Below are 18,722 nucleotides of genomic sequence, written 5' to 3'. Positions count from 1 at the left end.
AGAGCTTGTTTAAAAAAGGAGATGCTCTTAATTGATAAAAATTAAGAAAATTGTTTTGCATATATTACAGATGCGTTTGAAAGCCCCATTTTCTACTAGCTATGGAGACATTCACGATCGCGAATTGTTGATCGTAGAAGTAAAGGATGATGATGGTGCAGCCGGTTTTGGAGAAGGGGTTGCTTTTTCCATTCCATGGTATACAGAAGAAACCTTGAAAACAACTGTGCACATGATCGAAGATTTCCTCATTCCGATTTTATCAAAGACGACGTTTCATCATCCTCGTGAGTTGGCTGAATCGTTTCGTTTTATTCGCAGAAATTATATGGCAAAAGCGGCTTTGGAAGGTGCCGTGTGGGATCTATATGCAAAACAGCAAAATATACCTCTTTCACAAGCTCTCGGGGGAATGAAAAAAGAAGTTGAAGCTGGGGTGAGCATCGGTATTCAGCCAACAATAAAAGATTTAATCAGTCTTATTGAACAATATCAGGAGGAAGGATACAAGAGAGTAAAAATAAAGATTAAACCAGGTTGGGATATTGAAGTAGTTAAGGAAATACGGAAGCATTTTCCGAACTTGGATTTAATGGCTGATGCGAACAGTGCCTATACATTAAAAGATATAAATCATCTAAAACAATTGGATGAGTTTCAATTAATGATGATTGAGCAGCCTCTTGCGCACGATGATATTGTGGATCATAGCAAACTTCAAAAAGAATTGGACACACCGATCTGTTTAGATGAAAGTATTTGTTCCTTCGAAGATGCTCGAAAGGCTGTTGAACTTCGAAGCTGCAAAATTATGAATATAAAAATCGGCCGTGTTGGCGGTTTGACAGAAGCAAAAAAAATCCATGATTTTTGCAAAGAGCAAAATGTTCCAGTTTGGTGCGGAGGGATGCTTGAATCAGGGATTGGACGGGCCCATAATATAGCCTTAGCGACACTTGAACAATTCACACTGCCAGGAGATATATCCAGTTCATCTAAGTATTGGGAAGAAGATATTATTGAACCGGAAATATCGGTTTATAATGGAAAAATTGCCTTGCCTGATAACCCGGGGATCGGTTTTCATGTAAGCCGTGAAAAATTAAAAAAATACACTGTTGAAACGAAAGTATTTACCCTATAAACAAAATTATCCTCTGCATGTTTTGCAGAGGATGATTTTGTTTATTTTACAACCAATCTTGGCGCTGCCATAATGAGAATAACAGTAACGACAGCGCATAATACAAACGCTCCTATCATCGTAATGCCGTTTACGATCAAAGAATAAACGACCGCTGACATTCCTTCTGGTGCATATTCTCCGAAGAAAAAGACACCGCTGATAAAATGCCAAAAATAACGTGCAAAAGCTCCGATGAAGACGCCAAAGATGATGAAAACAAGAGCAGAGCTTTTCTTTCCATCTTTCAGCTTATTTTGGATAGTTTTGCTGAAAAGACCGGCTAAACCGATAAAGGAAAAAGCTAGAAAATAGTCGATGAAGCCTTGAACAGGCATCAGGATGTATGCATCACCTAATACAATTTGTAATAATCCCCATAAAAAGCCGGAAATGAAGCCAATCTTTGCACCGGATCGAAACGATAATATGAGTACAGGCACCATGGCAATGGATATAGAAATGGCTGATGATAATTGAATGGAAGGGAGAAGATCAAGTATAACTGCCAATGCTGCAAAGATTGCTGCTTCTATTAATAGTAATAAGCGATTTTTTTCCAAAAATAAAACCCCCTGTATATTATTTGCTATCAACAAATATCCATAAGGGGGAAAAAGGCTGTATCATGGATCAGTATACTTCCACATCCCTACGCTAGCATTAACTAACAGGTTCAAAGGGTCTGGACGAAATATCCGTCCACTCTCAGCATATAGCTCCCCTTGTGGATCTGTTGATATTCGAATCTTATGTCTATCATAATAGACTATAAGAAAATTGTCATTCTTTTTTCGCTATATTCAAATAAATTTAAACACGATAAAGCTGAAATGCAGCCTTTGGACAAAAAATAATGAAAAAAGGGCGTTTATAATAAGAACTTTTTTCAGAATGGGGGTTTTGATTTGAATCTTAATCGTGAGCGTTATGAAGTAGTGGATGTGGTGCGGGGGGCTGCGATATTTGGAATTTTACTTGTGAATATGGCGCATTTCAGCTATCCAGATGTATATTTATACCAAATAGGCAGCGAAAATTTTTTTACTGAAACATGGAGAACATGGGATTTTCTAACGAGAAATATTTTGGAAATATTTGTGCAAATGAAGTTTATTACAATGTTCTCATTATTGTTCGGATTTGGAATCATCATCATGGAGGAACGGGCTTTAGGAAACGGCAGGAACTTTGTTTCTATATATATACGCAGACTGGTGGTGCTTTTTGTATTTGGACTAATTCATTCATTTTTCATCTGGGATGGAGACATTTTAATGGATTATGCTGTGCTGGGGTTTCTTCTCCTTTTTTTCCGGAAGTGTTCCTGGAAAACTCTTTTGGTATGGACTGTATGTTTATTTAGTTTATATTTGCTCCTTATTGGTTTGATGACGGCTGTATCCAATGGTGAGGATGCTTTAGTCCAAAAAAGAGAGCAGGCTGCCTTACTGGAAGAGGAGGCAAGAAACGCAATCCATTCATATCAAAACGGAAGTTTTACTGATATTTTCCATCAGCGTATTCATGATCGGCTTTTTTACATGTCTATGTCTGGCATGTGGCCTTTTCAACCGCTTGTCTATATAATAAACATGCTCCCATATATCAGCATGTTTTTAGTTGGCATGATATTTGCGAAACAAAAGCTTTTTCAAGAACCGGAGAAGCATCGAAGGTTATTAACAGCCATCTGGTTTTTCGGGCTTATCATTGGGCTTCCGTTAAATATTTTTGCGGTCAGCGCTGAAAATAGTTTTTACATGGTGTTCGGTGCACCATTTCTCATGTTGTTTTATGTGACCTCTCTCATATTTTTATATTTTCACCCAATCTGTCGGCAAATTGTTAAGAAGATTGCGCCTGTTGGACGCATGTCATTGACAAATTACATCATGCAATCTGTTATTTGTACATATATTTTTTATCATTACGGATTGGGATTGTACGGTAAAGTATACCCCTTCGCCGGTTTTTGGCTTGCACTCGCAATTTTTGCCGTGCAGCTTATCATCAGCCATATTTGGTTTAAATATTTTCAATTAGGGCCGTTGGAGTGGGTATGGAGAACAGCGATGTATTTCAAGCGCCAGCCTATTCGCATGAAAAAGGAAGTTTTGAAGCATAATAACAGATCAAGATGAATTGTAAAAATGTAGTTTCAAATCTCAGATTTTGAGTTTATGATAGCCCTTTCTTTTCGAAAATAATTTATAGTATGATGGAACAAAGGAGTGTCTAGGCAACATGTTTCTACAAGCAATTTTTATTTTTTTGCTGCAATTATTGTATGTACCAGTATTGACGATCCGAACTATTTTGTTAGTGAAAAATCAAACAAAGGCTGCTGCTGGTATAGGTTTGCTAGAAGCAGCGATTTATATTGTCGCTTTAGGAATAGTTTTTCAAGATTTATCTAATATTTACAATATTAGTGCATATATTATCGGTTTTGGTGCAGGGCTGTTGTTGGGCGGTGAACTGGAGAAAAAGCTGGCTTTTGGATATGTAACATACAATGTGAATTTAATGGATAAAAATTCCGGATTAGTCAAAAAATTGAGGGAGGCTGGTTTTGGGGTTACGGTCTTTCAAGGAGAAGGAATGAATTCGATTAGGTATCGTTTGGAAGTTGTTGCCAAACGGTCTCGGGAGGAAGAATTTTTAAACCTTGTCAATGAAATAGAACCAAAAGCGTTTTTAAGCTCATATGAAATTCGTTCTTTTAAAGGCGGATATTTAACAAAAGCGATGAAAAAGCGGGTAAAGCGTTTAGAAAAAGAACGAACATAACGGTCGAAGGGAGGATGAAGCGTGGATATATTTGCAAAAATTGCTGAGGATCGGATCAAAAAGGCATATGAAGAGGGAGAGTTTAAAGAACTTCCCGGGATGGGGAAGCCTCTCCCGCATGACGATTTGTCTGATATTCCGGAAGAACTCCGAATGGCTTATCGTCTTTTGAGAAACGCCGGAATGGTCGATCAAGAAAATGACTTGAAAAAGGAACTATTAACTATTCAAGATTTACTAAAATGCTGTGAAGATGAAGCCGAAAGGAAAAAATTACAACAAAAGCTGTCGGAAAAACAATTAGCATTGGAACGAATCGTGAAGAAAAGGAATATATTCAACACACCTGCATCTCAATTTTATAAAGATAAAGTTTATAAAAAGCTTATTTGACGTTTTCGAAAAAGAATGGTGCCTTTATTTTCGCCATTCTTTTAAATTTGCTGTTTTTTCAAGGCTTCTCTATGGAAGACATAATATAAAGCAAGATTGAAAAAACCTAAGAAAATGACTATCACCGAAAGCGGCAGCTCCTTTGCAAAACCGACCAAAATTCCAGACAATAAACAGAAGAGAGCAACGAATAAATAAAAATATTTCATAAGTGTCACGACCATTTTTTTGACCCCCAAATAAAGAAAACGTTTTCTTTTATTATAAATCATTTGTCACAAAAACGAAACAAAAAATTCATATTTTGTTCAAAAAATAGACACCGTTTTGACAAAAAGTTATTATACAAAAAGCAGCTTATACTGAATTTATAAAGCTGCTTTAAAGTAAAAACGATTTCTTCTGAAATCTGGCCTCTAAACAACAAGGAGGTCTATCTTTATTTTTCTCCTGCAAAAGAAAAAAGAGAATGATGAAAATGGAGCGCGAACACGATTCGCCTGCTTTAGAATCCAAGCTAAACCTCTGATGGATGGCAGATTGGGCGGTTCCTAATGTGACTCGAACATCGTTTTGAGAAGCGTATAGAACCACATATAACAAATCAACTGAAGCAAGCTGATGAGGACAGCAGCTGCGAGTTTTCACAACACTTCAACATCGCTAAGTTAAACACTTATTGCCGTCATTTGCACAAGCCCATTCGCAACGAGCAGCAGAAAGCTCAATTCACTTAAAGAGTGCTCTTTCGTAGGTTCCCCAATTCCTCTGCAATTGCTTGCATTTCGCTGGGGCTGAAAGTATTTTTTTTCATTACATGGTCATAAATTTCTTTTAGGTCTTCATACATATTTACATTAAAATGTGTTGGTTGAACTGCACTGATGTTGATCATATTCAATTTTTCTGTAATTTTTTTAATCATGTATTCCATATTTTCTGCTGATTTTTCACATAAATTCAATTGATTTCATCCTCTCGTTTTTTTATTTGTTTCATTGTATCATGTATTATGAAAGATTGAATATTATGATCAAAAAAATTGATCTTTCCAAACTATTCTTTGCAGCTTATGAAAAAACGATTGAAGCAATGGTTTCAGGAGGTTTCAGCAATGATAAAAGTACTTTTTGTTTGTTTAGGAAATATATGCCGTTCGCCAATGGCTGAGGCGGTTTTTCGTGATTTAGTTAAACGGGAAGGTCTGGAAGATAAAATTTTTGTCGATTCAGCGGGAACGGGAGGCTGGCATGTAGGAAGCCCGCCGCATAGAGGGACTCGAGAAATATTAGACCGTTACCAAATTTCTTATGAAGGTTTAAAAGCACGTCAAATTCATAAGAATGATTTATCAGATTTTGATTATATTATTGCCATGGATGGAGAAAACTTAGGAAATTTGCGCCGGATGGCAGGATATAACAATACGGGTGAAATCAGTCGTTTAATGGATTTCGTACCAGATGCTGATATTTTGGACGTCCCTGATCCGTATTATACTGGGAACTTTGAAGAGGTTTATGACATGGTTGTCAAAGGCTGCAAAGGGCTGCTCCATAAGATCAAAGAAGAACACCATCTTTCGTAGAAGAGGTGAAAGTCAAATGAAATCGCAAAATAAATTGTTAAAAGGGCTGTTCATCGGAGCGATCGCAGGCGCAGCGCTTTCTTTATTGGATAAAAAAACAAGGGACGATGTAATCAGCAAAAGCAGATCAGCTTTTAGCAAAATCAAGCAGTGCGCAGAAAATCCAATGGAGATTGCTGATAAAACAAAGGAAAAAATGAACTCTGTCAAAAGAACAATCGAGCAAACAATCGAAGATATTGAATTTGTTTCTGAAAAAGTGAAAGAATTAAAAGAAACGACACCGAAAGTAATGGAAATAATGAAAGAAGCAAAAGAAAAATGGAAGGAGCGCCTTTGACAGAAACTAGTTTGAAATGAGGTGCCAAGATGGATGACCACATCAACCTTCTTCAAATCGCTAAAGAGCTTTTTAAACGGTTTAAAGAAGATGAAATATCAAGTTTAGCTGCGGAGTTAGCCTACTTCTTTCTTTTGTCTCTTTTTCCATTCCTTATTTTTTTAATGAATCTCCTTGCATATTTGCCCCTCTCTTCAGATGTTGTTCTTGATTTTGTCGCACAATATGCACCGGGAAATACAATGAAATTGATCGAAAACAATGTGAGGCATATTATTGAAACTCAAAATGTGACCCTTTTGTCGTTCGGAGTCATTGGAACAATTTGGTCTGCCTCAAATGGGATTAATGCGATTGTCAGAGCTTTTAATAAAGCATATCAAGTGGAAGAAAACCGTCATTTCCTTGTAGCTCGCTTGATGTCTATTTTGTTGACTTTTGCCATGATTTTAGTCATTTTAGTTGCACTGCTGCTTCCGGTGTTTGGCAGAGAGATAGGCTTGTTTATATTTCGGGCGTTCGGATTTACAGAAGTGTTTTTAACGATATGGAATACGATAAGATGGTTATTAAGTGCTGTTATTTTGTGCATCGTTTTTACAGGACTGTATTTTATTGCGCCAAATAAACGGATGAAAATTTCTGAAGCATATCCAGGCGCTTTATTTGCTACCGTTGGCTGGATTGTTGTTTCTCTTCTTTTTTCTTACTATGTCGGAAATTTTGGGAATTTCAGCGTGACATATGGAAGCCTCGGCGGGGTGATCATTCTTCTAATTTGGTTTTATCTTTCCGCGGTTATTATTATATTAGGCGGGGAGATCAATGCAATTTTATCAAAAAATTCCAATAATTAATAAAGGCCGCCATTTATTTCGAAGACTTTTTTTCATTTCACATGGTCATATTAAAAATGAGGCTGAAAAAATTGACGTAAACAGGAGGACATACGAGTGGCAAAGCAATCAAAAAAAGGCGGTCAACACAACAAGCAAAACTCAAAATCCAAGCCGAAGCATAAGACAAGCGGAAGTGCGAACGGCCAAAACGGCTACCATTAAAAGAGATATTATCAAGCGCATTCCTCGGGCTGTCGACTTTTTCGACAGCCCGGGTTTTTGTATTCAACGAGAATTTAGCTATGTTTGCCATGAGTTCAGAGCTTTAATTTTATATTAAATAAAGTTCGGCAAGAGGTGAGTGTCTGCGCGTTGAAGCTTCTTTTTTTGCGGGAATGTTCGCATCGGACCTCCGGCGGCGGAAGGCTTCTTTTGCGTTTTCTACTCAGCCATTTCTAAATATCGATCATAAATAGAAGCATAAATGTGTTCAATGTCCGCATCCGTCATGTACATAAGCGTTTCCCGATCAATATTTCCTATTTTTTCAATAAAATCAATCATATTTTTTCTTTCCTGCCGTTTCATCATTTTTCCCCTCTCCTCTATAATGTTATGATACAGTTTTTTTATTTTGAAACTATTATATAACAGATGGAGTAGATGTTCAACTTATTTTTTAATTTTTTTCCCGCAATTTGTATTAATTGCAAATAAAAAAATTAATCAATTACAATAAAATTGTAGATATTAATGGAGGAGATGATACAGCATGGAATTTCAAATGAAGGAAATTGGATATAAAACAACTTTTGAATACGGAGAACTGCATGTGGCAGGTGATGTTACATACGGATTCCGTCCATTTCAATTGATGGTTTCCGCCATTGCTGGCTGCAGCGGAAGTGTTTTCAGAAAAATTTTAGATAAAAAAAGAATCGTTTATGACGATATTACGATTCAAGCTGAAGTTGAACGGAACGAAGAAAAAGCGAACAGAATTGAAAAAATTCATCTTCATTTCATCATTTCAAGTTCCAGCGAGGATTTGGACCGTGAGCAAATTCAAAAATGCTTGGAGCTGGCGCACAAAAATTGTCCAATGGTTCAATCAGTAGAAGGCAGCATCAACATTACGGAAACATTTGAACTAAAATAAAAGCTTTTATGAGCAAAAAAATTGTTTTTAGAAAAAAATGTAATACAATAAATGTGTATAATTCCGATCTGATTTATAGGAGGTAATGTGATGACACAAACGAAGCTTGCCCGCCAGGCCGAATATGAAATTGATTCTATTTATTTAAAACGCTGGTCTCCGCGTTCGTTTTTAACTAAAGAGGTCCCGGAGGATGTGTTACTAAGCCTTTTTGAAGCAGCACGCTGGGCGCCTTCTGCTTTCAATTTCCAGCCATGGCGTTTTATTATCGCTCGCACAGAGGAAGACCGCAAAAGATTTATGTCATTCATTGGCGAGTTTAATCAAATTTGGTGCAAAAACGTCCCGGTTTTTGCCTTGATTATTTCTAAAAAGACTAGCGAGCGGGGGGAAATCGGCTCCCACGCCTTTGATGCAGGTGCAGCTTGGGGCTATTTATCATTAGAAGCAACAAGAAAAGGCTTGATTACGCATCCGATGACAGGCATAGACTTTGAAAAAGCACGTCAAGTTTTAAACATCCCTGAAGAGTATGCAATCAATGCGCTCATTGCAATTGGCTATCAAGGGGAAAAAGAAGCTCTGCCGGAAAGCCTGCAGGAAAGAGAGGCACCAACCCCTCGTCGTCCTATAAAAGAATCCATTTTTGAAGGCCTTTTTGGCGAATCGCTGAATGAATAAAAGTTTCAACAAAAAAATAGAAGCAGATGATAGAGATCTGCTTCTATTTCATTTTTATGAAGAGGAATTGTGGCATTGCCGATTTACCACATTTAGTTCTGAAAAATTTCCTTTCAGATATTACGCTAGAGTCGAAGGTGTAAAAGTTCGTCCGGCAAATTCAAAAACAAAATGTTATACGGCCTCGCTAAAACGGCGTTTATGTTGGATTGTAAAGTAGGTGATCGTTGTGAGAACAAACACGATCATAAAAGTGAGCAAAATAAATGCATTTTGCCACATAAACGCATAATCGCCGCTCGAAATGACTGAACGGAAGCCGGCTACGGAATATGTCATTGGCAGCCAGTTGTGGAGCGGCTGCAACGCTGTTGGGATTAACTCTAACGGGAAGGTACCGGCGCTTGTAGTTAATTGTAAGATTAAGATAATGATTGCTAAAAATCTTCCCGGATCACTTAACGTTGTGACAAGCAGCTGAATTAACGTCATGAACGTTAAGCTTGTGATGATCGTAAATACGATAAATCTCGCAATACTTTGCACTTCAATGCCTACTCCTGCTAGTAAAATTGTATCGGCTATCAACGATTGCATGACGCTGATCATAACGAGAACACCAAACTTGCTAAAAAACCAACTCATTCCCGTTTTAGGTGTAGTTGCTGGTTCACGAAGAGGGTACACAATTGTTACGAGCAAGGCGCCGACAAACAATCCCAGCGATAAGAAGTACGGAGCAATCCCCGTTCCATAGTTAGGAACTTCGTTTAATTTTTCGTTTTTAATTTTAATAGGTTTTGCAAACATATCGTATATTTCTTTGTCCGCTTTGACGTTGCTGGCATCTTTGGCTCCATCGTGCAATTTTTCTGCCAATTCATTAGAACCTTTATCCAGCGTCGTCATTCCTTCCGTCAATTGACCAGACCCGTTAGAGAGCTGCTCGATTCCGTGTGAAAAGTTTCCTAACCCATTTGTGAGTTTTTCCATTCCGTTTGCTAATTCGCCGGAACCAGCAGCAAGCTGATTAGTGCCATCTTGCAGTTGATCAGAACCGGAAGCGAGATCATGCAAGCCGGCTGATAATTGTCCGCTTCCTTCCATCAGCTGGGTTATTCCGCTTTTCGCTTCATTCATTTTTTCACCGAATGTCGATAATCCTTGGGAGAGCTCCTTCTGTCCGCCAGCTAATGATTCGGCACCTGCGGCGAGCTGCTCTTGCCCTGCTACTAGTCGTTTGAGACCGTCGCTTAAAGCGACTGTTCCGCTATGCAATTGCGCTGATCCAGAAGAAAGCTGATCAGCTCCATCTTTCAATGCTGCAGCATTTTCGGAAAGCTGGCTGATACCGCTTGTTACTTGTTTGCTTCCATCCGCCAGCTGCCCTACACTTGCACGCAGTTCTTTGAGTGCCGTTTTTTGCTGCGGATCAGACGTTTGAGCGATCATAGCATCAAGCCGGGTTGTCAGTTGTTCCAGTCCGGCACTCACCTGTGCCGCTCCCGTTTTCGTTTGTTCTGCTCCCTTAGCCCATTGTCCGAGTGATGACGACAGATTGCTGGCTCCGCTTCGTACTTTCTCGGCTCCGTTTGCGAGCTGAGGAGCTTTTTCATTTATTTGTTTCATTCCATGAAGTGATTGCTTTAATCCATCCGCCAGCTGCTGAGAACCATTTCTTGCCTTTTCTGCACCATCGAGCAATTTCTCTTGGCCTGCAATCAATTGTTCAAGACCGGAATTAAAACGGTTCATTCCGCTGTTCAGACGCTCGGCTCCGGAACTAGCGGATTGCAGCCCATTTTTAAATATCAATGATTTTTCAGCCATCGTTTTTAAATGTCCATATATTTCTTGAACTCCTTGTTCCGCAGAGAGCGCGCCGTTGTACAGCTCTTGTGAACCATCTTTGGCCGAATCAACCCCGTCCTTCAGCTTTATTGCTCCTTGTTTTGCTGAATCAATGCCGTCATGCAGTTTCTTTGCTCCTTCGCTTGCCGATTCGAGCCCTTCTGCCAGCTTCTTAATATTTTGGAACATTGTTTCGGCATATGTTTCCGTTAATGTATCACCAACTTCTTCTTTCAGTTTTTCAATGGTTTTATCCCCGATTTGTGCTGCGAAAAAGTTCATGCTCTCATTCGGCATATAAATGAGCTCCATTTTTTGAGGGTGTTCGTCCTTTATCGTAGTTGCATGCTTTGAAAAGTTTTCTGGAATTTTGATAACTAGATAATATTTCCGGTTTTTTAATCCGTTTTCCGCTTCTTTCTCGTCAACAAATTCCCAAGAAAGCTGCTTTTTCTTTTTTAGATTTTCCACTAGATCGTCGCCGATCTTTAACTTTTCCCCATTCAATGTTGCCCCTTTGTCTTGATTGACTACAGCGACCGGCAATCTCTCTAAGTGGCCATACGGATCTCCAAATCCCCATATAAACATTCCGCTATACATAATGGGAATAAATAAAATAGCGATAACAGGAATCAAAATTTTCCGATTCGCTACAATCATTTTTAGCTCATGTAAAAATAATGAGATTCCACGCAACGGTTATCTCCTTCCTTTTTTGTACTTTTGACCATTTTGCTCATTTAGTCATTTTATGATAAAAGAAGAAGGACTATCTATTTCGACAATCCTTTTAAAAAATACAGCTCAAATAATTCAGCGATTTTCTCCTTTGGCAGCGGCTCATGTTCCTTTTCCCAATCAAAGTTTAGGGCGATATACATTTTTAACATTAAAAAGGCGGTGATTTCGGAATCACAGTTGCGAATTTCTCCTTTTTTTATGGCGTTGTCAATTTTTTCGCGGATAAAGGCGATAATCGCCCGATCCAATCTTTTCATCACTTCTTGAACGGCCGGAGTCCCGATATCCCGAATTTCTTGGAGAAGCTTAATTGTTAGTGGATGTTGCTTTCGAAACTCTGCAATGCGATATAAAGCGCGATGGGCGTTTTCAAGAAATGGACGATCGGGGTCCATTGCATGCTCTGCCGTTTCTTTTATTTCTACAATAACTGAGGAAATAATTTCGTCTAACAAATCCTCTTTGCTTTTAAAAAACGTATAAATTGTTCCTTTGCCTACATTCGCGAGTTTCGCCACTTGTTCTATCGTCGTTGCCTTATACCCGAATAAGGAAAAAGATTTTGTCGCCGCATCAATAATATTTTGTTTTCGATCGATAGCCATGCTCCTCATCCTCTTGATTGACTAAATGGACATTTTGGTCATTTCGTTAAAATTATCATACTATATTGCCTGATTAAAATAAAGGGGTTTTTTTACAAAATGATCGACAGGCTTTACACATGCGGCTGTCCTCATTTTTAAAAAGGGAAGAAGGTCCAAGCACGATAACGTTGTGAAATGTTTGCAAAAACCACCACGTTATAGTATACCGTCAATCATCCGAAGCTGTAATCGGCGACAGGCTTCTGCTTCAGACATCATTTTTTTCTTGTTGTTGTATTTTTTAGATTTGTCAAAATATATTGTTTATGTCAGAATAAAAATAATTTTTACGGACAAATTTTTTTCCATAATTGTAAACGGCCTTTTTTAGAAGGAAGTGTTTATTTTAAACAACTTTTGTTAAAATAAGTAAGCAAAGTTTTCGGGAAAATTATTGCTAAATATGGGTGGTGAGCTTTATGTTCAATCGTATATTATCGACCTTGGTTGTTGTTGGATTGCCGTTGTCCGTTATTGGCAGTTTGATGCATTGGAATGCACTGCTTCTATTTGCAATTTATTGTTTAACGATTATCGGACTTGCCAGTTTTATGGGAAGAGCGACAGAAAGCTTGGCGATTGTGGCAGGTCCACGAATTGGCGGACTGTTGAATGCGACTTTTGGGAACGCTGTTGAGCTCATTATTTCAATCTTTGCGTTAAAAGCAGGTTTAATTTCAGTTGTTTTAGCATCTCTCACAGGTTCTGTAATCGGCAACTTGCTGCTTGTTGCAGGTTTATCGTTTTTTGTCGGTGGATTAAAGTACAAGCGGCAGAAGTTTAATGAATACGACGCAAGACATAATTCTGGATTGTTAATGTTTGCGGTCATTGTTGCCTTTGTCATTCCAGAAGTGTTTGCACAAACAATGAATGATACGGACACATTGACGTTAAGCATTGGCATTTCCATCATTATGATCGGGCTCTATTTAGCCGCGTTGTTTTTTAAATTGGTAACCCATCGGGGAGTTTATCAGAAAAAAGAGGAGCAGATCGAAGAACACGAAAGCCCGGAATGGTCTGGCAAGATCGCAACCATCATTTTGTTTTTGGCAACAATTGCGGTTGCATATGTTTCGGAAAATCTTGTACATACGTTTGAAACGGTCGCACATGAACTTGGCTGGAGTGAATTATTTATTGGGGTAATTGTCGTTGCCATTGTTGGAAATGCAGCGGAGCATGCGTCTGCGATTATTATGGCTTACAAAAATAAAATGGATGTAGCGGTTGAAATCGCCATCGGATCAACCTTGCAGATCGCCATGTTTGTTGCGCCTTTGCTTGTATTAATTTCGCTTCTGTTTTCAGAAAAAATGCCGCTCGTCTTTACACTTCCTGAGTTGATTGCCATGGCGACAGGAGTACTGCTCATGATTGTAATTTCCAATGACGGCGATACGAACTGGTTTGAAGGGGCTACTTTGCTTGCTGCTTATGTCATCATGGGGATAGGCTTCTATCTATTATAGAAAGATATTTTGCGGATAAAATACAAATAGCTTGAAAAAACTACAAGCAAAGGCTACTTGAAAGGAGATAACCACATGAAACAGCTAATGACGTTATTTATTTCAGTCATGCTTGCATCGGTTTTTTCAAGCTTAAGCTTCGCTGAAGCACCAACTATCCCCAAATCGGTGATGGATATTTCAAAAGAAAATACGTATCCAAATCCGAGTCAAAATCTTCCTTATTTACAGCCAAGTGAATTAACAAAAGAGTTAATCAAAACATCCAACGTCCCGATTGAAAATCCTGTTTTAATTAAAATGTTAAATGAGTCTTCCATTACACCTTCTCCAACCGCCATAGGATATAGAGCCGCCATTTACTTGGGACGGTGGGCATTGAATTATGAATCTGAGGAAACAACAGTCAATTGGGAGTATCAAAAAATCAATACAAACTTTTTTGACAATCGAGGCGGTAAGTCGCCCGTTCAAATTAGCTATAAACAGGAGGCACAAAAACGGGTAAAAGGAGGATTAACCGCTAGAATTTCTGATCATAAAGATGTCAAAAAATTGATGCTGATGAAGGCGGCAAAGAAATCGAAAATGCCGCTAGCATTTGAAACAATTGTCGGCTTCGGGACGAAAAAAAATCAAGTATATAATATCCCGCCGAAAAAAATGGGGTATTTATACGCATACGTTCCCGCTGTCAACGAAAAAGGAAAAGTCACTTACGGAGAAGTGTATTTAATGTTAAAGGGAAGCAAGAAGCAAATTGTTGTCAAAAATGTTACGCAACAAGGCATTGGAGCATGGATTCCTGTGCAGGATCGGGCATCCTTCCACTTTCTTATTACCAATCAGCCTAGATAATAGAAAAGGGCGGGCGAAAGGCAAATATATTGCCGAAAGAAGCCCAAGCCCTTTTATTATATGCGCGCTTTTCTTTTTGTAAAATCTAAGTCTCGGTAATAACTATTTTTCACTAAAAGATTCGGTCCAAGACACGCTACGTTTGGACAATGGCAATTCAGCTGTTGGGCAATCGGGGATTGCATCCATTTTTCATAGGCTGATAAAAGAGTATCTTTTTTGATGTTTCCAAGCGGCGGTACATCGCCGAAATCTGTCACAATAATGTCCCCTGTAAAAATATTGACATTGAGACGGGATCTGCCGTCAGGGTCATTTCGAACAGTCACGTTTTTGCTTTCTCTCAATCGCTTCAGCAATGCTAAATCTTCCTCATTGTCGCTGCAAGCGTAAAACGGGAGTGTTCCAAACAGCATCCACACTGATTCGTCGCGGATATCCAAGAGCTTATGAATTGCTTCGCGTATCTCATCCAAGCTGAGCGTTTCAAGATTGCTAGCGAAATCACTTGGATACATTGGATGCACCTCATGGCGTTGACATTTCATTTCGTCTACAATTTGTCTATGGATTTTTTCAAGATGAGGAACCGTCCGTTTATTCAGCATCGTCTCCGCTGAAACAATTACTCCCGCTTCAGCCAGAGCTCTAGAGTTTTCAATGATTCGTTCAAAATATTTTGCGCGTTCTTTATATGGAGGCTTCTTTTTCATCATTGCAAATCCGGCTTCAACAAAATCATCGACTGTTCCCCAGTTATGGGAAATATGCAAAACATCTAAATACGGGATAATTTTTTCATAGCGTTTCAAGTCCAATGTTAAATTGGAATTGATTTGGGTTCGTATCCCGCGTTCATGTGCGTATTTTAAAATGGGAACGACATAATTTTCCACAGATTTTATCGAAAGCATCGGCTCCCCGCCGGTAATCGAAAGGGATCGCAATGTCGGCACTTCGTCTAGCCTTTTTAAAAGTAAATCGAGCGGCAGCCCTTCCGGATCTTTCGGAGATAAAGTGTATCCTACAGCGCAATGCTCACATCGCATATTACAGATTGTGGTGGTGGTAAATTCTATATTTGATAATGTTAATTCACCGTATTCCTTCATATCTAAATAAGCTTCCCAAGGGTCATAGGAAGGAGTAATCTTTTTGAGGGTTGTATAAGTTTCCATAAAAATCATTTCTCCTTTAATTAACGTTCTCAAGACATAACGTTCCTTATGACGATATTGCCCTATTACCTCTACACCGTTTTTTGAATTAATGCTTCCAGCAATGCGGAATACCCTTGAAGCATCAACCGCCCTAGAGTCGCCCCCTAGCTCTTTTAATTGTTCTAAGAAGTGATTTTGTACCGCTTGCCATAACGGCTTTGTAAGGAACAGGCTCTTTAAGCCAAATTAAAACCATTCCTTGACCGCTAAAAATGATTATATTCGGCTCTGGAATCGATTGGCCAAAATAATCGTATTCTAATTTGCCGATGATCCAGTTCGAATTATAATTAAACAAATAAAAATCTAAATCAACATATAACGACTTTAATTGCCTTATATTCGTAATTTGTCGGCTAGGCTTATAAAATTGTATTCTAGCTAAAATAAACATCCTCTTCGAGCCATTCTGTTAGTTTTTCAGCCAATTCCTGTGGTTTGTAATGATATTGGATGAATTTACCTTCTTTTTTCTTTGCAACAGTAATCCATCAATCAGAGTTATGATGATGAAACCATGCATGGTATCTAGCGTTATCTAGCCTTTTTGCATTTTCCATAAATATTTTCTGGTGTGCGTAAAATGTTTGTGGGAGAAATTCTTAGAATTCCCGATGAGGGGGGATGGGAACGTAGGTTCGCAATCCCCTCATCGGGGTCACCAAGCGAAAGCGCGGTAGGATCCCAAGCAGGAACATGAAAAAAGGACTCTCTCCCTGATAAGATGATTGACCACACTATCAAACAGGAGGAGAGAGTCCCATGAATATTCAACAACATCTTACCACAAATTCGTTGACATGGAAAGAGATCGAACTTGATTTGTTTCGAGCCCTGCAAAACGCCTTCGCCGAACTGTTTACGGCTTTGTTGGAGGACATCGACCGACAATTGGCGGAAACCCGGGACAAGCGCCGGTACCACTTGAAAGACAAACGACGCTCCACGATTCAAACCCTGTTTGGCGAAGTCACCTTTGAGCGAAACTACTATTTAGACCGAGAACAAAACCGTTACACGTTTTTGCTTGACTCCCTTCTAGCGTTTGATGGATCGCAGTCAATCAGTCCTTGTCTAGAAGAAACGGCGGTGGGATTGGTTGTGGAGTGCTCTTCTTATCGCAAAGCGGCTTGTACGCTTGCCCAGATGGTCGGGTATCCGGTGATAAGCCATGAGGCGATCCGCCAGTTGGTGCTCGAAGCCGAAGCTCCGCTGCACTGCCCGGTTGACCAGCAATATGGACGGATGCTGTTTGTGGGAGGCCGATGGACTGTTTGTCTCTCGCCAAGGGAAGAGAAAACGGGCCAAGGAAGACAAATCCTGATCGTTCACGAAGGGTGGAAGCGCAACGGCTTACGGATCGAATTCGTGAATCAGCGCCATTACGTCCATGAGGGCAAGGGGGAGCATTCCTGTTAGAAGTTTTTTCGGGGACTTGAATAAAAAAAGCCCTCTTGGTATGATTCGGGGGTGTCAATCAACCGAATTGACCCCTAATTTGGATACCAAGGAGGACTATACATGAATTCTATCTCAAACAAGAAGATTAATCAAGTCACCGATCAAACGCTGGTTGTTGGGATGGATATCGCAAAGAAAAAACATTATGCCTGCTTTGTGGATGAGCGAGGGAGGGTGTTAAAAAAGCCGTTTCCCGTTCTGCAATCGAGAGAAGGATTGGAATGGTTGTACCAGTGCATCGTGGAAGCCATGAAGGAATTTGGAAAAACCGAGGTGATCGTTGGCATCGAGCCAACAGGACATTATTGGCTGAATCTCGCCTATTTTCTTGATGAGAAAGGCATCCCTCTCGTCATGACAAACCCGATGCACGTGAAGCGATCCAAAGAACTGGACGACAACCTTCCAACCAAGCACGATGCGAAAGACGCGCTCGTCATTGCCCGGTTAGTGAAAGATGGCCGATTCAGCTATCCACGTATTCTCAAAGGGATGGAGGCGGATCTGCGCGTGGGAGCGACATTTCGCTCCAAATTGGTGGAAGAACAGGGAGCGATTCGAAATCAAATGATTCGCTGGCTTGATCGATATTTTCCGGAGTTTTCCCAAGTCTTCCCGTCATTTGGGAAAATGGCGCTCGCGGTGCTGGAATATACGCCATTTCCGAGTGATCTGGCAGGAAAAGAACTAGAAGAGGTGCTGGCCCTTTACCGGCAAAGTGAGGGATTACAATCGCCACAAAAGCCGAAAGCGAAGAAGTTGATGGAATTGGCCCAACACTCCATTGGCGTAACGGAAGGACAACAGATGGCCCGTATCGAAATTGCCACGCTTGTCCGCCGGTACCGCCAACTGGAAGAAGAAATCGAGGCACTGACAGAGCAGCTGATCGAACTCGTACAGACATCGGTCGAGTACGAATGGTTGAAGACCGTTCCGGGCTTAGGCGATGCGACCATCGTAGAATTGTTATCAGAGATCGGGAGTTTCTCCCATTATCAGGATCCGCGGCAGCTTATCAAATTAGCGGGCCTGACGCTGCGGGAACATTCCTCCGGCCAACACAAAGGGCAAAAACGGATCTCCAAGCGTGGAAGAAGGCGGTTGCGCGCCCTTCTGTTCCGGGTGATGATGCCGATGATCCGCCACAACGAAGCGTTTCGGCAGCTGCACGACTATTACACGGCACGTCCTGATAATCCGTTGCGGAAGAAGCAATCGATTGTGGTGTTATGCGGAAAATTATTGAAGGTATTGCACGCTGTATGTACGAAGCACCAAGCGTTCGATGCGAAGCGAATGATGCAGGACATCTTTGGCCTCGAAACGGCTGCTTGATGCCTATAGTCTCGATTCTCTAGACAACAAGGATGACACGGAGAAGCTGGCGCGATATCATCCATTCGACCTTGAGTCCCTAAAGGAGCTTAGCCGGCCTCTGCCTGATGACTAGACCGAACGAAGGAATGTAGGCACAAGGATGCCAAGAG

General features: G+C 40.1%; 21 protein-coding genes and 1 riboswitch. Of the genes, 13 read left to right on the top strand and 8 right to left on the bottom strand.

Annotated elements, in window-relative coordinates:
- The first annotated feature begins 34 nt into the window (after positions 1–34).
- Complete coding sequence (gene menC, locus NSU02_RS17015) at positions 35–1,144, top strand: o-succinylbenzoate synthase (RefSeq protein ID WP_339195829.1); 1,110 nt, start codon at positions 35–37, stop codon at positions 1,142–1,144.
- A 41-nt stretch (positions 1,145–1,185) separates the two neighbouring features.
- Here menC and thiT read toward each other — a convergent pair whose 3' ends face one another.
- Positions 1,186–1,746: an energy-coupled thiamine transporter ThiT gene (thiT, locus tag NSU02_RS17010; protein ID WP_339193367.1), complete on the bottom strand. Its 561-nt coding sequence runs from the start codon at positions 1,744–1,746 to the stop codon at positions 1,186–1,188.
- Between the two features lie 69 nt (positions 1,747–1,815).
- Positions 1,816–1,919: riboswitch (TPP riboswitch) on the bottom strand.
- Between the two features lie 172 nt (positions 1,920–2,091).
- Here thiT and NSU02_RS17005 point away from each other — a divergent pair.
- From NSU02_RS17005 to NSU02_RS16995, 3 genes are all read left to right on the top strand, one after another.
- A complete protein-coding gene (locus NSU02_RS17005; protein ID WP_339193366.1) occupies positions 2,092–3,327 on the top strand; it encodes a DUF418 domain-containing protein in 1,236 nt (411 codons plus the stop codon).
- Between the two features lie 103 nt (positions 3,328–3,430).
- Positions 3,431–3,976 (top strand): DUF2179 domain-containing protein, encoded by a 546-nt coding sequence (locus NSU02_RS17000; RefSeq protein WP_339193365.1) that lies wholly within the window; start codon positions 3,431–3,433, stop codon positions 3,974–3,976.
- A 21-nt stretch (positions 3,977–3,997) separates the two neighbouring features.
- On the top strand, positions 3,998–4,369 hold the full coding sequence (locus NSU02_RS16995; RefSeq protein ID WP_339193364.1) for a DUF1992 domain-containing protein: 372 nt from the start codon (positions 3,998–4,000) through the stop codon (positions 4,367–4,369).
- A 41-nt stretch (positions 4,370–4,410) separates the two neighbouring features.
- On the opposite strand, the gene NSU02_RS16990 is transcribed toward NSU02_RS16995, so the two are convergent.
- Positions 4,411–4,593, bottom strand: coding sequence for a hypothetical protein (locus NSU02_RS16990; RefSeq protein WP_063386775.1), 183 nt, complete (start codon positions 4,591–4,593; stop codon positions 4,411–4,413).
- Between the two features lie 509 nt (positions 4,594–5,102).
- The gene (locus tag NSU02_RS16985; RefSeq protein WP_063386774.1) at positions 5,103–5,333 is read right to left on the bottom strand and encodes a DUF1128 domain-containing protein; all 231 of its coding nucleotides are present in this window, start codon (positions 5,331–5,333) and stop codon (positions 5,103–5,105) included.
- Positions 5,334–5,483: 150 nt separating this feature from the next.
- On the opposite strand from NSU02_RS16985, the gene NSU02_RS16980 reads away from it, so the two are divergent.
- From NSU02_RS16980 to NSU02_RS16970, 3 genes are read left to right on the top strand one after another with little or no spacing between them, the layout of a single operon-like run.
- Positions 5,484–5,957, top strand: coding sequence for a low molecular weight protein-tyrosine-phosphatase (locus tag NSU02_RS16980; RefSeq protein WP_339193363.1), 474 nt, complete (start codon positions 5,484–5,486; stop codon positions 5,955–5,957).
- A 16-nt stretch (positions 5,958–5,973) separates the two neighbouring features.
- Entirely contained in the window at positions 5,974–6,297 is a 324-nt protein-coding gene (locus NSU02_RS16975; RefSeq protein WP_063386772.1) for a YtxH domain-containing protein, read from the top strand.
- Between the two features lie 29 nt (positions 6,298–6,326).
- A complete protein-coding gene (locus NSU02_RS16970; protein ID WP_063386771.1) occupies positions 6,327–7,154 on the top strand; it encodes a YihY/virulence factor BrkB family protein in 828 nt (275 codons plus the stop codon).
- A gap of 423 nt (positions 7,155–7,577) precedes the next feature.
- Here NSU02_RS16970 and NSU02_RS16965 read toward each other — a convergent pair whose 3' ends face one another.
- On the bottom strand, positions 7,578–7,724 hold the full coding sequence (locus tag NSU02_RS16965; RefSeq protein ID WP_063386837.1) for a BH0509 family protein: 147 nt from the start codon (positions 7,722–7,724) through the stop codon (positions 7,578–7,580).
- 184 nt (positions 7,725–7,908) lie between these two features.
- Between NSU02_RS16965 and NSU02_RS16960 the strand changes: the two genes are divergently transcribed.
- Both NSU02_RS16960 and NSU02_RS16955 read left to right on the top strand, forming a co-directional pair.
- Positions 7,909–8,295, top strand: coding sequence for an OsmC family protein (locus NSU02_RS16960; protein WP_063386769.1), 387 nt, complete (start codon positions 7,909–7,911; stop codon positions 8,293–8,295).
- A gap of 90 nt (positions 8,296–8,385) precedes the next feature.
- A complete protein-coding gene (locus tag NSU02_RS16955) occupies positions 8,386–8,976 on the top strand; it encodes a nitroreductase family protein (RefSeq protein WP_063386768.1) in 591 nt (196 codons plus the stop codon).
- Positions 8,977–9,150: 174 nt separating this feature from the next.
- On the opposite strand, the gene NSU02_RS16950 is transcribed toward NSU02_RS16955, so the two are convergent.
- Together NSU02_RS16950 and NSU02_RS16945 are read right to left on the bottom strand one after the other, a co-directional pair.
- Complete coding sequence (locus NSU02_RS16950; protein ID WP_339193362.1) at positions 9,151–11,526, bottom strand: YhgE/Pip domain-containing protein; 2,376 nt, start codon at positions 11,524–11,526, stop codon at positions 9,151–9,153.
- A gap of 77 nt (positions 11,527–11,603) precedes the next feature.
- Positions 11,604–12,176, bottom strand: a complete 573-nt coding sequence (locus NSU02_RS16945; RefSeq protein ID WP_066247743.1) for a TetR/AcrR family transcriptional regulator — start codon at positions 12,174–12,176, stop codon at positions 11,604–11,606.
- Between the two features lie 461 nt (positions 12,177–12,637).
- On the opposite strand from NSU02_RS16945, the gene cax reads away from it, so the two are divergent.
- The gene (cax, locus tag NSU02_RS16940; RefSeq protein ID WP_066247744.1) at positions 12,638–13,693 is read left to right on the top strand and encodes a calcium/proton exchanger; all 1,056 of its coding nucleotides are present in this window, start codon (positions 12,638–12,640) and stop codon (positions 13,691–13,693) included.
- A 75-nt stretch (positions 13,694–13,768) separates the two neighbouring features.
- Positions 13,769–14,551 carry a YfkD famly protein gene (locus NSU02_RS16935; RefSeq protein WP_094244469.1) on the top strand — a complete coding sequence of 261 codons (783 nt, stop codon included), beginning with the start codon at positions 13,769–13,771 and terminating at the stop codon, positions 14,549–14,551.
- A gap of 56 nt (positions 14,552–14,607) precedes the next feature.
- On the opposite strand, the gene yfkAB is transcribed toward NSU02_RS16935, so the two are convergent.
- A complete protein-coding gene (gene yfkAB / locus NSU02_RS16930; protein ID WP_063386763.1) occupies positions 14,608–15,729 on the bottom strand; it encodes a radical SAM/CxCxxxxC motif protein YfkAB in 1,122 nt (373 codons plus the stop codon).
- Between the two features lie 133 nt (positions 15,730–15,862).
- Positions 15,863–16,165 carry a hypothetical protein gene (locus NSU02_RS16925; RefSeq protein WP_339193361.1) on the bottom strand — a complete coding sequence of 101 codons (303 nt, stop codon included), beginning with the start codon at positions 16,163–16,165 and terminating at the stop codon, positions 15,863–15,865.
- A gap of 368 nt (positions 16,166–16,533) precedes the next feature.
- Between NSU02_RS16925 and NSU02_RS16920 the strand changes: the two genes are divergently transcribed.
- Positions 16,534–17,190 (top strand): UPF0236 family protein, encoded by a 657-nt coding sequence (locus NSU02_RS16920; protein ID WP_339193360.1) that lies wholly within the window; start codon positions 16,534–16,536, stop codon positions 17,188–17,190.
- 102 nt (positions 17,191–17,292) lie between these two features.
- Positions 17,293–18,570, top strand: coding sequence for an IS110 family transposase (locus NSU02_RS16915; protein WP_339193359.1), 1,278 nt, complete (start codon positions 17,293–17,295; stop codon positions 18,568–18,570).
- Positions 18,571–18,722: the final 152 nt, after the last annotated feature.

The sequence above is a fragment of the Aeribacillus sp. FSL W8-0870 genome, assembly GCF_037963755.1.
GTDB lineage: Bacteria > Bacillota > Bacilli > Bacillales > Aeribacillaceae > Aeribacillus > Aeribacillus composti.
Note: the sequence above shows the minus strand (reverse complement) of the source record. Positions and strands in the feature narration are given on the sequence as shown.

Excerpts from the sequence above, each read along its gene's own strand:
- NSU02_RS16955 (WP_063386768.1), top strand. The coding sequence starts at position 8,386 with ATGACACAAACGAAGCTTGCCCGCCAGGCCGAATATGAAATTGATTCT.
- cax (WP_066247744.1), top strand. The coding sequence starts at position 12,638 with ATGTTCAATCGTATATTATCGACCTTGGTTGTTGTTGGATTGCCGTTG.
- NSU02_RS16915 (WP_339193359.1), top strand. The coding sequence starts at position 17,293 with ATGAATTCTATCTCAAACAAGAAGATTAATCAAGTCACCGATCAAACG.
- NSU02_RS17000 (WP_339193365.1), top strand. The coding sequence starts at position 3,431 with ATGTTTCTACAAGCAATTTTTATTTTTTTGCTGCAATTATTGTATGTA.
- NSU02_RS16975 (WP_063386772.1), top strand. The coding sequence starts at position 5,974 with ATGAAATCGCAAAATAAATTGTTAAAAGGGCTGTTCATCGGAGCGATC.
- NSU02_RS16920 (WP_339193360.1), top strand. The coding sequence starts at position 16,534 with ATGAATATTCAACAACATCTTACCACAAATTCGTTGACATGGAAAGAG.
- NSU02_RS16970 (WP_063386771.1), top strand. The coding sequence starts at position 6,327 with ATGGATGACCACATCAACCTTCTTCAAATCGCTAAAGAGCTTTTTAAA.
- NSU02_RS16935 (WP_094244469.1), top strand. The coding sequence starts at position 13,769 with ATGAAACAGCTAATGACGTTATTTATTTCAGTCATGCTTGCATCGGTT.
- NSU02_RS16980 (WP_339193363.1), top strand. The coding sequence starts at position 5,484 with ATGATAAAAGTACTTTTTGTTTGTTTAGGAAATATATGCCGTTCGCCA.
- NSU02_RS16990 (WP_063386775.1), bottom strand. The coding sequence starts at position 4,593 with ATGGTCGTGACACTTATGAAATATTTTTATTTATTCGTTGCTCTCTTC.
- NSU02_RS16945 (WP_066247743.1), bottom strand. The coding sequence starts at position 12,176 with ATGGCTATCGATCGAAAACAAAATATTATTGATGCGGCGACAAAATCT.
- NSU02_RS16960 (WP_063386769.1), top strand. The coding sequence starts at position 7,909 with ATGGAATTTCAAATGAAGGAAATTGGATATAAAACAACTTTTGAATAC.
- NSU02_RS16925 (WP_339193361.1), bottom strand. The coding sequence starts at position 16,165 with ATGTTTATTTTAGCTAGAATACAATTTTATAAGCCTAGCCGACAAATT.
- yfkAB (WP_063386763.1), bottom strand. The coding sequence starts at position 15,729 with ATGGAAACTTATACAACCCTCAAAAAGATTACTCCTTCCTATGACCCT.
- NSU02_RS16965 (WP_063386837.1), bottom strand. The coding sequence starts at position 7,724 with ATGAAACGGCAGGAAAGAAAAAATATGATTGATTTTATTGAAAAAATA.